This window comes from Nitrobacter sp. (assembly GCF_051535235.1).
GTDB lineage: Bacteria > Pseudomonadota > Alphaproteobacteria > Rhizobiales > Xanthobacteraceae > Nitrobacter.
In genome coordinates this window covers 15615-30649 of the sequence record NZ_JBPPLZ010000014.1, presented here as the reverse complement: position 1 = coordinate 30649, position 15035 = coordinate 15615, and the positions used below count along the sequence as shown (strand labels likewise).

Below are 15035 nucleotides of genomic sequence, written 5' to 3'. Positions count from 1 at the left end.
CGGCGTTCGTTGCGGTTCGTTCGGACCGTCCTTGATGCGTGACTGGCAGATCAATCCACCACGATCTTGACCCGGCTGCGCACCTTGACCTGCGCATGCGGATCGAGACCGTTGAGCACGCGGAAACGCTCCGCGGGATGATCGACACCCGCCATGCGATGCGACAGCGATTCCACGGTATCGCCGGGTTGTACGGTGATGACCTTGATCCGCAGCGGGCGCGCGGCCTGAATCTCGTCCAGCGTCAGGCGGCGGAAGGATGCGACAGTCTCGCGGGCGTTGCGTTCGCTCTCCGTGGTCTTGTGGCGGGTCGCGAAGATAAAACGATAGACGTCGCTGCCGAAGCGCAAGGCATAGACCCGGAACTGCCATTGCTCGCCGCTGGCGACCGCCGAGGCGGCCGGAAAACCGTTGATGGTCAACTCCTCGGTCGAGCCTTTGTCGACGTTCTCCATCCAGCCGGAGTTGAGATACTCGGTGAGCTTTTGCTCGGCGGGCACGCGAACGACGTCGAAGCGCATCGCCTGACTGCCGCCCTCGCGGACGCCGATCACCGCCTGGGCCGTATTGTCGAGCGAAAAACCTTCCGGCGCCTGGAAGGTAAAGCCGAGCTTGGGGTGCAGGAAGCGCCGGCCGCGAACGAATCCCTCGCTCGGATCCTCGCCGTAGACGATGTTGTCGATCGCGTCGAGATAGGTCTCGCCGTCGCGCTCGCCTTGTGCGGGCGCACTGTATTGCCGCGCATTGGCCTTTGCGTTCTCGACGCGCTCCGGCGTGGCGGGGTGCGACGACAGGAAGTCCTGCGAGCGCGGGTCCAGCGACGGCTTGCCGGCCTTGAGCGCCGCATTGCGCTCCATCGCCGCCAGGAAGCGCGCCGCGCCATAGGGATCGAAATGTGCCCGCGCGGAAATCCCGACGCCAATGCCGTCGGCCTCGAATTCCTGGGCGCGCGAAAAGCTCGCCAGCGTCAGCTTGGATTTGGCGAGCGCCAACGCCGTCAGATCGGGGTCGGTGCCCATCTCGGTGACGACGTGGCTGACCAGGGCGGCCTGCCGCGCCTGGTCCTCGCGGATCGCCGCATGTTTGGCGAGAACGTGCGCCATTTCATGCGACAGCACCGAGGACAGTTCCGAGGTGTCGTTGGCGAGCGCGACCAGGCCGCGCGTGACGTAAAGCTGGCCGGTCGGCAGCGCGAAGGCGTTCACCGCGCCCGAATTGAGGATCGTGACCTTGTAGGTGAGATCGGGCCGCTCGGAGGCTGCGACGAGCCGCTCGACCGTCTTGTTGATCAGCGCTTCGAGTCGAGGATCGTCATAGGCACCGCCGTAAGAGGCGAGGATGCGCTCATGCTCGTGTTCGGCTGCCGGGGTTTGAACCGCCGCCCGCGCCGGTTTTGCAGGCTTGACGGAATGAGGGGCGGCGGTCTGGAACCGGTTCACGTCCCCACAGCCGGCCAGGACGAGCATCGCGCCCACCAGCACGACAGGCGCAACCAAAAGGCGGCGGCCTATTCCAGTCCCGCGCTGTTCCGCGCTCCCCGCCATCGTCGCAACATCTCCGCCCGATCGGTGACTCTATTCCAACACTCGCAACCTTCCCAGCAGGCTTGTTTGCGAATGCCGGAATTCGGAACCGCCAGTATCTTACCATTTCCGCGCGGCCAAGGCTCAGAAGTCCGCTCGAGGCGAGTTTCCGACCGCCAGATCGATTCCAATATTCCAGCGCGGGATGCAGGCGGGGAAGGTCGCACCACATTTCCCTTATCCATCCCGCTCTAGTCGCCGATCACTTCGATCTGCCCGACCCGGAGCACATTGATCCGCGGTCCGCCGCGCCGTTCGACCCAGCCGCGGACACGAACGCGGCGATTTGCCAGAGAGGACGGAGTGATGCCCGCCGCCTCCAAATATGGTACCACGCGCCTTGAAATAGTCGCAGCAAAGTCTCGTGTCCAGCGTCGGCCGAAGTTGACATAGACTGTTCCGCCGGCCTGTCTGACAGACACGACTCTCCCCTCGACGACGGCGAATCGACCAGCGCGGGTCAAAATATCGGCGGGGTCTTCAACGGTCTTGACCACAAAGGAATTCGCCCAGGTTCCACGCCGGGCCTGCCGCGCCGCAGCCTCGGCGGCCGCAAGTTCCGCTGCGCAGGATTTGTCGGCGACGTCGGCGGATGCGATCGCTTCGCCCTGCGCCAGCAGATCGAGCTGCACCGAACCGGCGGACGGTTCGAGATAATATAAAAAAACGGATTGCCGGCCGTAGCGATCCGGATCGTCACGTTCGCCGCGCAGGATCACATGCCGGCCTATCAGCGCCGTGAGCGCGGCCTTGCGATCCTCCGACTCTCCCGCAACGACTTCAACGCCGGCGAGGCGGACCTCGCGGCCGTCTTCGAGACGGAGTGTCCGAGCATCGATCACGGCGCTCACGACGCCTTCACCCTGGATGTCGAACTGGCATCCGGCCGCCAGCGATGTTGAGGGTGCGCCGAACCACATTCCGCAGAGCATTGCTCCGAGCAGACTATTGCGCGTGCAAAACAACCGCGCCGTCATCGTCAAGCTTTATCGGCAGCTTCGTGCAAGGCGACGCCATGCGGATGGCTTTCGGCCCTCGGACATCGCCCGAGGGCCGTTCGCCTCACTTCGACCCGGGGTCGGCGATGACGCGGGCCGCGACCAGCCTGTTCCAGATGAACAGCACGATGATCGCGCCGATGGTCGCCGTAATGAACCCGGCGCCCTGATTGGGGCCGTAATGGCCGATCGACTGTCCGATGAAGGTCGCGAGAAATGCGCCTGCAATCCCGAGCACCGTTGTGAGGATGAATCCGCTCGGCTTGTTCGGACCGGGAGACAGAAACCGTGCAATGATCCCTGCGACGAAACCGACGAGAATAATCCAGAGAATGCCGCTCATGATGAAAGTCCTTCCTCAGAATAACCGTGACGTTGAAGCGTTGCGCAAGTCGGCCGTCAGCCGGCCGATTCCGCAACGGTCGGCAATTCCATCAAAGCATCCGTGACAGTTCGTTCTCGGTCGGCAGGCGCCCTTCCGGTGTCAGATGGTTGACGACCTGAGGCAGGTGTTGACTGAGTCCGGTGAGCAGTTCCTCGCGCGATAGGCCGGTCTGCGCCGTCAGGGCGTTGATCTGGTCGGCGCCCAACGCGTCGGCAAGGTCGCGTGGCGCGATCTGCTTGTTGGGCCCCGGACTGACCCACGAATTTGCGGTATCGCCATGGCCTTTCTGCTGAAGCTGGTTCAGCAGATCGCCGAGACCGCCGCTCAGAATGCTTCCGGCCGCCCCGCCCGCCAGCAGGCCGCCAAGCCCGCCCTTGAGCAGATCGCCGAGTCCGCCCCCGCTGCCGGGCAGGCCGGCATTGACCGTGCTTCTCGGCGCAGGAGCCGGCGGCGCGGACGGGCTGGCTTCAGAATGGCTTCCGGTGAAATGTTTCAGTGCCTTGTAGCCCAGCAAGGCGAGGATCGCCAATGTCATCGGCGACATGCCGCCGCCGCTTTCGCTTGGCGCGCTGGGCTCGCTTGGACCGCGCGGGCCGTTCTGCATTCCGTTGAGGACGTCGAGCAAACCCATGATCGTCTCCTGTTACGCTCCAGCCCCGTGGCCGAAGATAATGTCGCCACATGACGGTCACAAGGCACATCCGGCGAGCGTGCCGCGCCGCCGCTTCCTCTTGCTATCGGAACAAAAATGACTGCGGCATGAATGGAGGCCTAAGCAAGGGGCGGCGCGCGTGCTTGGGGCTTGCCCGATGCGCCTGAGTACCGGATAAGTACCGGAGTTGCGTGGCGTTCAGTCCCGGTAGCTCAGCTGGATAGAGCACAGGTTTCCTAAACCTGGGGTCAGGGGTTCGACTCCCTTCCGGGACGCCATCCACGAAATTTGCCGTTGTATTTGGGGCAGAATTTCTATCCCACTTCTGTTTCCGGTGAGACAGTTTATCGCCTGATAATCGGACGGATAATCTCCCATATTTTGGCGGTTGAGATGCGCTCTCGCTTTGTGGTTGCTTCCCTGATCATCGCCGTTCGCAAACTCTCACGTTCGCAGCATAGTTCTTTCGTGCACCGTCCGTCAGCGCACGACTCGCCCGTTTCAGGGCAATCAAAATTCCGTACCATTGGAGCGTTCCTCTTTGCGAAGGTCTACTCGGAGGGCTTGGTGACTTGCGCAAGCCGCCATTCCGCGCACTTTTGCGCGTGAGGGCCAAACTCGCCAGGAAACTTGGTAACTGCGGCCTCGATCGTCCACTCTAGCAGGTTCAATTGTTGCAGCCGTTTGAACCCGCTTTGAATGTCGCCACTTAGGACCAATCGTTCGATTGCCTCGATAGTCCCGCGCTGGCGACGCATTCTGGTGAATATCACTGGATTGTAGCCCCGCGCCTTCGAAAGCTCGATGCTCTTATCAATGAAGGCCTCAAGGGTTGGACTGCCAATGCGCTCTGTTCCCATTCACTCGTCCCCGCAATTTCCATATCGCGGCGTCGGTCGTTTTCTTCCGACTCGCTGCTTTTGTATAGCGCCCACTTCCTTCATGGTTTGGTGACCTGTCACCGCCATGATCTCGTGCGGCGTAACACCGGCTTTGCCCATGTCACAATGCGAATCTTGCCGTCCGCCCCTTGGTAACTTTGTTCGCGAACCACGAGTTCAAGAACTCAAATGGCATCGTCCGTACCGGTCATTGACTGGCCCATGCGGCTGCTCATGCACAACCATCGCTTGACCGCCAAAAATCACCAGCGCGTAGCTACGGTTGATTCTTCGACATCGAAGCCCCAAGAGCGCGGGGACGCGGTCGGCGTATCCACGGCCGCCCCACCATCGCCTTGCACCCCTCCGGGGCGGCGCTGGCAGGCGTCGCATAGTGGCGAAGCCCGACAGATCAGTTTCGTCGTCGCTCTCGAAAAAGCGCGCGATGCGCTCGCACGGCGATATGTCGCCGGAAACGGGCATCGTCGCGGCCTCGGGAAGGCCACCGTTTACGGGATCCGTCATGTCGGATTCTACCCTTCACGGCGGCTCATTCGAGCGCCGCTAGTGAGACGGTGGCGTTAGAAACTCTAACGATTACGTGGAACTGTTTTCAGTCCAACCGCCGCCTAAGTGGTTGATGTCCATGGGGACAGGGACGCCATTTCTTTCAGGCGGCCAATTGCCAGGTCGATCAGGGATGCGAGACATGACGCGATAGCTGCCTTGCAGCGATCACGGCCGGCAGGTCTCGACCGAAAACGTTATTCAGTTTGCTCGCGTGATTATCGTGGGGCGATGACGCGGAATACGGCTCCCGCGCCGGCCCGTTCATAACAGCAATTCTATTTTCGTTGGATCAATCACGTCTGCTGGTCTGGTAGGTGCCATAAGCCATGCTGAAGATCAGCACCAGAAAAACCGCAAGGAAGCCTCCGATAACGAGCCAGAAATCATGTGGCATGATTTAGGGTCTCCTGAGATTAAGGATCGCCCCCGGCTCGATAGGTACGCCGCTATCGCGGTTCATGCCAGTCACAGCTTCGGGACTGATAATGCCGCGCCTTTCGATTGCTGCGTGACTGCCGCCAGTCGAGCATGCAAACGACGTGGCGTTGCGCTCGCACAGCGCAGCCGCCGATGCCTAATGCGCCGCGCCCGTCTTGTGATGCCCTTTCGCAGCAATACGGAAGAAAGTCGCAGAAATCAGCCACAGCGCTGTGAATAAACCGCTGAACAACAAAGCCCTGAACGAGCCATCCGGCGTGCTCGCGCTCGACGGAGCGGTCGCAATGGCTACACCCAATAATGCCTGCATGATCGCGACGCCGAGCATGGTCCGGGCCATGCCTGCGGGCCGAAACCAAGCGGAGAACCCACCTACCAACGCCGCCATGATCAGCAGGAAAAAGCCGATGCCATTGCCATCGTCGCGTACAATCGTGGTCCACACCGTCAGGAACGACGTCACGAGTGCGACAGCAGCTCCCGCGCGGTAGGCCCGGCTTCCGCTTGCGCCGGTCCCCTCGCTCGGTCCAGTCATCAGCTTGCCTCTATGAGAAATACAGTCGTGTCTTCGCACGAGCCAGGCTGATCGGCCGCCCCGTCAGAGCCGTCAGCGAAGCGAGCTGACGTGGGACAAAGAAAATGGCGGAGAGGGAGGGATTCGAACCCCCGATAGGCTTGCACCTATGCCGCATTTCGAGTGCGGTGCATTCGACCACTCTGCCACCTCTCCTAAGGTGCCATGCTGGCGGTGGACCGCCTTTAGCGCGTTTTCAGGCGAAGTGGAAACCGGTTCGCAAGAAAAGGGCGCGTCTTGATACATCGCCGCCCGTTCAAATGCAAAACCCAAACATGATCGGAATGGTCGGGGCGGTTGCCCGTGGAGGGGCCCGCCCGGCGTACTGGAAAAGTGGGACCGCCGGACGCGATAATAACCGGCGGTCCCGTGCCGCGTCATTAAAACCGTGGCCGGAAGTGCGGCTTCGCGGACCACCTGCGCGGCCATGCGACCGTAGCGGTCTTTGCTAAACCGGCAACGCGATCCTGATTTTAACCTCACCAATCAAGGTTACTTTGTCGGGAGAACGCGATCGGCACGGCGGCATATCGGAGCGCCGCGGCATGTTCAGGCAGCGAAAGGGCCACGCGCGGGCAATTTGTCACTCCTTCGCTTTCTTGTCCTTCTTGTCCTTGCCGTCGTCGGACTTCTTTTCTTTCTTGTTGTCCTTCTTGCGATTGGTGAAACGCGCGTTGCCAAGGCCGGTGCCGATGGTCAGAACGCCCCAGCGGGTGACGTCCTGCATGTAGGGCATTTCGCTCAGGCCTTGCGCCAGACCGTCATTGTGCATCAGCACGGTGGTGTCGTGGCCGCCGATCTCGGGAATGGCCTCGATCAGTGATCCCGGCAGGTTGAATCGGCTGCTCTCCCAGTTGCCGGGAAGATTCTGCGCTCCCTTCTCGATCGAGCCGTCCTCGTCGATCACGCCCGGGCATGAAATGCCGATGAACGGCGCGAGCTTCAGTCCCTCCTTGCCCGCCTGCGAAATGAGGTCCTTCAGCATTTTCACGAGCTTCTTCACCGCACCCTCGCGGGTAGGCTCGTCGTCGGCGTGGCGCCACAATTCGGATTTCCACACCCCGGCCTTTGAGAGGTCCGCGGCCTTTTTCCAGCGGGTCTCGACCACGCCGCAGCGGATGTTGGTGCCGCCGATGTCGACCGCCAGGATGCTGTCGAACGCCTCGAAGATCCACGACGGCGCCAGATGCAGGCAACCGATCAGCCCGGCCTCGTCGGGATCGAAGCGGATCGGGATCAGGCGGATCTTGTGGCCCTCGCTTTTCAGCAACAGGTCGGCGCGGGCGATCGCGATCTCGCCGACCCGGCTCTTGCGAAACCCGCCGCCGACCACGATGCATTCGGTATCGGCCCATGCCTTGGTCTTGAGGAAGCGTCCCGTCACATAGGCGAGTTCCTGCGCGAACTCCTCGATGGCGCCGTGCACCAGTGCGGCCGCCTCGATGTCGTCGCCGACCAGCGCCTCGTCCAGCGAGCCCTTGCCGATCTCCTCGGAGGGAGTCTTGCCGAGCGGGTCGTCACCGTTTTTCTTCAGCGGCTTGCGCAGGCCGTCGAGAATCTTGCGGAAGGCGCCCTTGCAGGCGCGATCGCCGAGGAAGCCCTCGTCGTCCTTCAATTCGATGTTGTAGCTGTCGACATCCACCGATGGCAGCCGCAGAACGCCGTGCTTGCCGATACCCGCCGTCGTCAAAGTGTCTTCAGCCATCGTTGCCCCGCTCGCTGGTCGATTTGGCGGGGACCAACGGTCAGGGAACCTTTTTGTTTCATGGCCATCGATTTGGAAACGGGGGAAGGCGAGCCGAATCGCTGATAATTGGCCGTTTTCGCACCGCTTGCCTTGACTCCCCGCCCTCGCCGGCTATAAGTCGCGCAGCCGGCGCAGGGTTACCCCCAGCGCCGCTTGTTTTTGTGTGACCGCAAGGGCATTTCCCCGGTTACGTGAAAAACCTATCGGGCATTTCTGGGCAAAGCGGCATCCGGTTTGTCGTTCGAAAATGCTCTTGACCTAACGACTGACAAAAAGCCGGCCCGGACTTGTCCGAGGCCGGGATCGAACACGAAGGAATAGAACGATGTTCGCAGTCATCAAAACCGGCGGCCGCCAATATCGCGTCGTTCCGGATGATGTGCTCGAGATTGGCAAGATCGCCGGCGAGGTCGGAACGATCGTGCAGCTTGGCGAGGTTCTGGTGCTGGGCGGCGACACGCCGGTGCTCGGCGCGCCCACGGTGACGGGAGCCTCGGTTGCCGCGGAAGTGCTGCAGCACAAGCGCGGTCCGAAGGTGATCGCGTTCAAGAAGCGCCGCCGCAAGCATTCGAAACGCAAGCGCGGTTACCGCGACGAGATCACGGTGCTGCGGATCACCGAGATCCTGGCTGACGGCAAGGCCCCGACAGTCGGGCCGCGCCCTAGGAAGGAAAAGGTCGTCGAGCCGGCCGCAGGCGAGGGCGACGACGAGGCGCCCAAGGCCGCGAAGAAGAAGGCCGATTCGAAGACGTCGGCCAAGACGACCGCGAAGAAGGCTCCGGCAAAGAAGGCGGCCGCCAAGAAGCCGGCGGCCAAGAAAACCGCAGCCAAGAAGGCGAAAAGCGACGAATAAGAGCGATTAAAAATATCCGTGAGAAAAAGTGAATGATTCTGTCACGGAAATGATCTAGAGATACGGACGAGACTGGAGACGAGCGATGGCTCACAAAAAGGCAGGCGGTTCTTCGCGGAATGGACGCGATTCGCACGGCAAGCGCCTTGGGATCAAGGCGTTCGGCGGCGAGCACGTGATTCCCGGTAACATTATCGCCCGCCAGCGCGGCACCACCTGGCATCCCGGCCTTAATGTTGGCATGGGCACCGACCACACCCTTTTCGCCAAGGTAGAAGGCCGCGTTGCATTTCGTGCGAAAGCCGGCGGCCGCACGTTCGTATCGGTAGTCCCGATGACGGAAGCCGCGGCCGAGTAGACGGTGGATGACATTGCGTCCGCCGGTCCCTGTTGAACCGGCGGAGCATGAACGGCTCCAAGGGGGAGGCGGGAAACCGGCCTCCCTTTTTAGTTTGCGTTTGCATATGGACCTGCGTTCGCATCACGGAGCCGACCATGCTGCAGGACATTCCGACCTTGACCCTCGCGCTGCGCCAGACGCGGCCGTTCTTTCTCGAGACCGAGCGGCTGAGCCTGCGCAAACCGACGCTGGCCGACGCCAGGGTCATCGCCGCTCTCGCCAACGATCGCCGGATCGCGGAAATGGCGCGCCGCCTGCCGCACCCCTACACGCAGGAGGAGGCGGTTCGCTTCGTCGAAGCCGTCGCGGGCGACAGCAGCGAGACCGTGTTTCTGATCGAGCACAATCACGTTCCGGTCGGGATGGCCGGCGTCGACTGGAGCGAGCCGGACGCGCCCGAGCTTGGCTACTGGGTTGGCGTCGACTACTGGGGCCGGGGTTTCGCCACCGAGGCGGCGCGCGCGGTGATCGACTACACCTTCGAGGCGTTTGCGGTCGACCAGTTGCGCTCCGGCGCGCGCGTGGTCAATCCGGCGTCGCGTAACGTGCTGGAGAAGTGCGGATTCCAGTGGACCGGTGTCGAACTGCATCGCTCCAGGGCGCTGGGATCGTCGACGCCGGTCGATCGCTTCCGCCTGTCGCGAGGCGTTTGGTCGTCGCTGAAGAACTGGAGCAGCGCCGCGCGCCGCGAGCGGTAACTGCGCGGCGCCAGGGAACTTCACCTTTCCCGCCGCCGGAGAGAGGTTGGCCGCTAAAAAAGCAGCGGAAACAGCCGGGTGAGGGGTACGGCATCAAGGTCAACCCCTCACCCTAACCCTCTCCCTATGAGAGGAGGGGCGCGCAACCTGTCCGGAACGAGGACATCCGAAGTTCCGCTGGCGCGCCGGTTGCAATCATCCGGAAGTTGACGGCTGTCCCCGTCGGGTCGGATGATATAACGTTGCGGTTGTTTCGCTGCGTCGAAGTCAAATGACCCTGGTCCTGATCCTCGCGTTCGCAATTGCCGTCGTCTCGTTGGCGGAGCGTAGCGTTGCGCATCTCGGGCTGGCCGTCGCAGGACTGTGTTTTAGCGCCGCGCTCCTGCTGTTCGCCGTTGACGATATTGGACGAGCCATCCTGCTGGCGTCGATGCTGGCCGCCGCTGTATCGGGCGCATCGGTCGTCAAATACAAGCACAGCGGGCTGAAACTGATCGTGACGGATTTGCCGCTGGCGTTCGCGGGCACCGTGCCGTTCTTTGTGGTGCAGTATCCGCTGGCGGTGGCGGAGGTTGTCGCCGGGGGCGTCGCGCTGGCCGGCGCGGGTATCGCTACGCTGCTCTATGTGCCGGGCTCGCCGGTTTCGTTTGAATGGCGGATCGCTATCTTCATCGCGGCGCTGGCCGGTCTGGTCGCGGCCTACCGGGCGGGCGGTGGCGCGGTTGTTTTCCAGCCCATCGCAGCCCAGCGCCGCTGTTTCCTTTCGGCGCTCATTGCCTCCGTGCTCGATCCGAGGTCCTGGCGGCAGTCCGGCGGTTTGGCGCTCTGCGATATCGCCAGCGAGCGGTTACCGCTGATGCCGCCGGTTCCCGCGCGCGCCCTGATCTATCCCGACATCATCGTCATCCAGCATGAATCGATTTTCGATCCGCGGACTTACGGGCTGCCGGTGGAGCCTGGTGTCGCGGCCTTTCTGTCCCCGGCGCATGGCTGCTATGGAAGTCTCAACGTCGATATATTCGGCGGCGGATCGTGGCAGTCCGAATTCAGCCTGCTGACGGGCCTGTCCAGCGCGAGCTTCGGCTCCAACGCGTATTATCTGTTCAAGCGCGGCGTCGGCCGATTCCACCACAGCCTGCCACTTTGGCTCGCATCGCTGGGTTACAGGACGGCGCTGGCGTCAAGCTGCCGCCGCGATTTTCTCAATTACGATGCGTTCTATCGGGCCATCGGAATCAACGATCGCACGTTCACCGATGATTTCCCCGCGCCGTTCGAAGCCAGTCAATTCGAGGCGACGCATTCAGACGAGATGTTTCTGGAGGCCACTATCGCAGCGCATATGAAGCGAATTGCGGATGATGGTGCGCCACGGTTTCTCTTCGCGCTGACCAACTTCAATCATGGCCCGCACAGCCGGCGGCTGGTCGCACCCGGACATTTTGAGAGCGAGCGGGCGTTTGCATATGCCAGCACCCCCGATCCGAATTACGCGGAATACTACGCGCGGCTTGCGGAGACCGCCGCGACCTGGAGCAGGCTTGAGGCCATCCTCGCTGCGCGTTTTTCCGATCGGCCGATGTTGGTCGTTCACTATGGCGATCATCAGCCCGTCATGACGCGAAGGATCGAGGCGAAATGCAGACTGGCCCCTGACCCGCGCCGTCAGTTCCGCACCTTCTATGCCGTCGAAGCACTGAACGGCGCCGCCGACGGACTTGTCGCCGGGCGGGGCCGCGCGCTCGATATCGCTTTTCTCGGAACCGTTGCCTTGCTGCAGGCGGGTCTGCCGCTGGATGAGGTTTTCGCCACGCGCGCGAGCCTGCTCGATCAATGCGGCGAGACCTACTTCGCGTGCTTGTCGGAACGCAAGCGCCGTTTCCACCGCACGCTGGTCGAACGCGGTGCGATTGATGTGGCAGGCGCGCGGACTATCGGCATTAGGCCGCAAGTCAGTCTCTCGAAGTCCTGAAAACGGCCGCGTTTCGCTGGATCGCCAGTGAAACGGGATACGAATGTCGAAATCGCACCCCTGGAGCTTGACGGTTGCCTCGCGACCGCGCGTACCCTACCTATCCACCATGAAATTTCTCGATGAAGCCAAGGTCTATATCCGATCCGGCGACGGCGGTAACGGCTGCGTGGCGTTCCGCCGCGAGAAGTTCATCGAGTTCGGTGGTCCCTCCGGCGGCAATGGCGGGCGCGGCGGCGACGTCATCGTCGAAGTCGCCGACGGTCTCAACACGCTGATCGACTATCGCTATCAGCAGCACTTCAAGGCGCCGAAAGGCGCCAACGGCATGGGCTCGGACCGCCACGGCGCCAACGGCAAGGACATCGTGCTCAAGGTGCCGCTCGGCACCCAGATCATCGACGAGGACCGCGAAACCCTGATCCACGACTTCACCAGGGTCGGCGAACGTTTCGTGCTGGCCGAAGGCGGCAATGGCGGGTTCGGCAACGCGCACTTCAAGTCGTCCACCAATCGCGCGCCGCGTAATGCCAATCCCGGCCAGCCCGGCGAGGAGCGCTGGATCTGGTTGCGGCTGAAGCTGATCGCCGATGCCGGTCTGGTCGGCCTGCCCAATGCCGGCAAGTCGACGTTCCTGTCCAACGTCAGCGCGGCGAAGCCGAAGATCGCGGACTATCCGTTCACCACGCTGCACCCGCAACTCGGCGTCGTGAATGTCGACGACCGTGAATTCGTGCTGGCCGACATTCCGGGGCTGATCGAGGGCGCGCACGAAGGCGCCGGTCTCGGCGACCGGTTTCTGGGTCATGTCGAACGCTGCCGCGTGCTGCTGCATCTGGTCGATGCCACCTGCGAGCATGCAGGCCGCGCCTACAAGACCGTGCGCGGCGAACTGGAAGCCTACGCCGGAACGCTCGCGGAGAAGGCCGAGATCGTCGCGCTCAACAAGATCGATGCGGTTTCGGCCGAGGACCTGAAGAAGCAGCGTGATCGTCTCAAGCGCGCCGCGAAGAAAACGCCGCTGCTGCTGTCGGGCATCACCGGCGAGGGCGTGGGCGAGGCGTTGCGGGCGCTTGTCGCCGTGATCGGCGAGGCGCCGGTGTCCGACAAGGCGAAGGGCGCCGAGGGTTCGGCTGCGTCGGCTGGCGCAACGCCGGTGGCGCAGGCCAAGCCGTGGTCGCCATAGAGCCTTTCCGCTTCTGATGGAATCAGAGGCGGGGCTCCATGATCTTGATTCGACGCGTTTTCTTCACGCGAACCGGTTCCCATCCTCGGGTCAAGCCATGCCGCGGCCCGGTGTTGTCTGCCATTCCAGCAAAGTCACGAACTGGCGGGTTCTAAGGAAACTATCCGGACCGGCATTCCGCTTTCCAAGGCGTCGCTTTCATGTGATGAAAGCGGCGCCTTCGCCCGATTGATCGCCGACCGCCATGTCCAGCCTGCATCTCAAGAGATTTCGTCGCATCGTCGTCAAGGTCGGCTCGTCGCTTTTGATCGATTCGGAGGCCGGCGAGGTCCGCGCGGCGTGGCTGACGGCGCTGGCCGCTGATATCGCCGGTCTTCATGGCGAGGGCCGCGACGTGCTGATCGTCTCGTCAGGCTCGATCGCGCTGGGCCGCAGCCGGCTCAAGCTGCCGCGCGGCGCGTTGAAGCTGGAGGAGAGTCAGGCCGCCGCCGCGGTCGGGCAGATCGCGCTGGCGCGGATATGGTCGAAGGTGCTGGGCGATCACGGCATCGGCGCCGGTCAGGTTCTGGTGACCCTGCAGGACACGGAAGAGCGCCGCCGCTATCTCAATGCGCGCTCCACCATCGCGAAACTGCTCGAATGGCGCGCCGTGCCTGTCATCAACGAGAACGACACGGTCGCCACCAACGAAATCCGCTACGGTGACAACGACCGTCTCGCCGCGCGTGTCGCCACCATGGCGAGCGCCGACCTGCTGATCCTGCTGTCGGACATCGACGGGCTTTACGATGCGCCGCCCCATCTCGACCCGGATGCGAAACTGATTCCGGTCGTCAAGCGCGTCACCGCCGACATCGAGGCGATGGCGGGCAGTGCGGCTTCCGAATTGTCGCGCGGCGGCATGCGGACCAAGATCGAGGCGGCGAAGATCGCGACCACCTCGGGCACCCACATGCTGATCGCCTCGGGCAAGATCGATCATCCGCTTCAGGCCGTCATGGACGGCGGCCGCTGCACCTGGTTTCTGACGCCGGCGAATCCGGTCACGGCGCGCAAACGCTGGATCGCCGGCTCGCTGGAGCCGAAAGGGACGCTGACCATCGATGCCGGCGCGGTCGCGGCGCTGCGCGCCGGCAAGAGCCTGCTGCCCGCCGGCGTGATCCGTGTCGACGGGCAATTCGCGCGAGGGGACGCCGTCATCGTGCGCGGCCCGAATACGCATGAGATCGGCCGCGGGCTTGTCGCTTATGATGCCGACGACGCCGAGAAGATCAGGGGACGCTCGTCCTCCGACGCGGCGCAGATCCTCGGCATCAGCGGCCGGGCCGAAATGATTCACCGCGACGATCTCGTGGTCGGCGGCCCGCGCGGCGACGCCGGTGGCGTTGAAAAAGTCTGATTGCAGCGTCAGGCCCGGCTTTGTGCCGGGCCATGACGAGTCCTGAACCTTTCGCCCAGGTAAAAAGCGCATCAGCTAACGATGCCGGGGCCGATCATGCTGCTGGAGATCAGGTAGATCGTTCCCATCGCCGTGATTCCGAAAGCGGCAGCCGCCATCGGCAACAATATCTCGGTGGCCGCCTGTCCGGCGCTCTGCTGACTGCCCCAGACCGCGAATTTGCCCCTGATCCAATCCCGGAACGGGACCTCGTTCGGATGTCTGTCGTAGTCCGGCTGATGTCTGTACCACACCAGGAACGACGCGCTGAAACACAGGCCGGCCACCAGAAACAGAACGGTGATGAAGGCCAGCGGAAGTGCGACAAGGCTCTGCCTGTCAAAAAACAGCCATGCCATCAGGACGAACCAGGTGACGAAGCCTGCGGCGATCTTTGGAATCGTGGAGTGAAGCTGGGTGTACGTCTCGTTCGCCGGGTGATCATGAGCGACATGTTCTCTAGTCATGGAGAATGCCTTTCTTGAGATGGCGCGCAATGCGGGCTTGGCGGGTTGAGGTGGCGGGACGCCACGCCGCGTCAAGAGGGACTGGCGCGACCTGCATTGAGCTAGCCAGCCGTACAAATTATAAAACGGCGTCGAACCCGGCGGGTTTCGCTTTCACGAAGAATTGGACGGATGCGATGGCGCGTGATGCCGT

14 protein-coding genes and 2 tRNA genes are annotated in these 15035 nt (G+C 62.7%); 7 read left to right on the top strand and 9 right to left on the bottom strand.

What is annotated here, in order from left to right; translation table 11 throughout:
- Positions 1-50: 50 nt before the first annotated feature.
- From ACS3WA_RS14495 to ACS3WA_RS14480, 4 genes are all read right to left on the bottom strand, one after another.
- The gene (locus ACS3WA_RS14495) at positions 51-1544 is read right to left on the bottom strand and encodes a M48 family metalloprotease (protein WP_438279212.1); all 1494 of its coding nucleotides are present in this window, start codon (positions 1542-1544) and stop codon (positions 51-53) included.
- Between the two features lie 230 nt (positions 1545-1774).
- On the bottom strand, positions 1775-2560 hold the full coding sequence (locus ACS3WA_RS14490) for a thermonuclease family protein (RefSeq protein WP_438279233.1): 786 nt from the start codon (positions 2558-2560) through the stop codon (positions 1775-1777).
- A gap of 85 nt (positions 2561-2645) precedes the next feature.
- Complete coding sequence (locus ACS3WA_RS14485) at positions 2646-2924, bottom strand: GlsB/YeaQ/YmgE family stress response membrane protein (RefSeq protein WP_438275795.1); 279 nt, start codon at positions 2922-2924, stop codon at positions 2646-2648.
- Between the two features lie 91 nt (positions 2925-3015).
- Positions 3016-3597, bottom strand: coding sequence for a YidB family protein (locus tag ACS3WA_RS14480; protein WP_438279211.1), 582 nt, complete (start codon positions 3595-3597; stop codon positions 3016-3018).
- Between the two features lie 222 nt (positions 3598-3819).
- Here ACS3WA_RS14480 and ACS3WA_RS14475 point away from each other — a divergent pair.
- Positions 3820-3896, top strand: a tRNA-Arg gene (locus ACS3WA_RS14475).
- A 273-nt stretch (positions 3897-4169) separates the two neighbouring features.
- Here the strand turns inward: ACS3WA_RS14475 and ACS3WA_RS14470 are convergent.
- From ACS3WA_RS14470 to ACS3WA_RS14455, 4 genes are all read right to left on the bottom strand, one after another.
- Positions 4170-4478: a hypothetical protein gene (locus tag ACS3WA_RS14470; protein ID WP_438279210.1), complete on the bottom strand. Its 309-nt coding sequence runs from the start codon at positions 4476-4478 to the stop codon at positions 4170-4172.
- Positions 4479-5643: 1165 nt separating this feature from the next.
- Entirely contained in the window at positions 5644-6042 is a 399-nt protein-coding gene (locus ACS3WA_RS14465; protein ID WP_438279209.1) for a hypothetical protein, read from the bottom strand.
- Between the two features lie 105 nt (positions 6043-6147).
- Positions 6148-6237 (bottom strand) — tRNA-Ser (locus ACS3WA_RS14460).
- A gap of 427 nt (positions 6238-6664) precedes the next feature.
- A complete protein-coding gene (locus ACS3WA_RS14455; protein WP_438279208.1) occupies positions 6665-7786 on the bottom strand; it encodes an ROK family protein in 1122 nt (373 codons plus the stop codon).
- Between the two features lie 367 nt (positions 7787-8153).
- Here ACS3WA_RS14455 and rplU point away from each other — a divergent pair, with 367 nt between their 5' ends.
- The 6 genes from rplU to proB all read left to right on the top strand — a co-directional run bounded on the left by rplU (position 8154) and on the right by proB (position 14336).
- A complete protein-coding gene (gene rplU / locus ACS3WA_RS14450) occupies positions 8154-8681 on the top strand; it encodes a 50S ribosomal protein L21 (protein WP_438279207.1) in 528 nt (175 codons plus the stop codon).
- A gap of 85 nt (positions 8682-8766) precedes the next feature.
- On the top strand, positions 8767-9039 hold the full coding sequence (rpmA, locus tag ACS3WA_RS14445; protein ID WP_292618957.1) for a 50S ribosomal protein L27: 273 nt from the start codon (positions 8767-8769) through the stop codon (positions 9037-9039).
- 137 nt (positions 9040-9176) lie between these two features.
- Positions 9177-9779, top strand: a complete 603-nt coding sequence (locus ACS3WA_RS14440) for a GNAT family N-acetyltransferase (protein WP_438279206.1) — start codon at positions 9177-9179, stop codon at positions 9777-9779.
- 271 nt (positions 9780-10050) lie between these two features.
- Positions 10051-11751 (top strand): sulfatase-like hydrolase/transferase, encoded by a 1701-nt coding sequence (locus ACS3WA_RS14435; protein ID WP_438279205.1) that lies wholly within the window; start codon positions 10051-10053, stop codon positions 11749-11751.
- Positions 11752-11860: 109 nt separating this feature from the next.
- Entirely contained in the window at positions 11861-12937 is a 1077-nt protein-coding gene (gene obgE, locus ACS3WA_RS14430) for a GTPase ObgE (protein WP_438279204.1), read from the top strand.
- Between the two features lie 244 nt (positions 12938-13181).
- Entirely contained in the window at positions 13182-14336 is a 1155-nt protein-coding gene (gene proB, locus ACS3WA_RS14425; protein WP_438279203.1) for a glutamate 5-kinase, read from the top strand.
- A gap of 71 nt (positions 14337-14407) precedes the next feature.
- Here proB and ACS3WA_RS14420 read toward each other — a convergent pair whose 3' ends face one another.
- A complete protein-coding gene (locus tag ACS3WA_RS14420) occupies positions 14408-14842 on the bottom strand; it encodes a hypothetical protein (RefSeq protein ID WP_438279202.1) in 435 nt (144 codons plus the stop codon).
- Positions 14843-15035 lie beyond the last annotated feature (193 nt).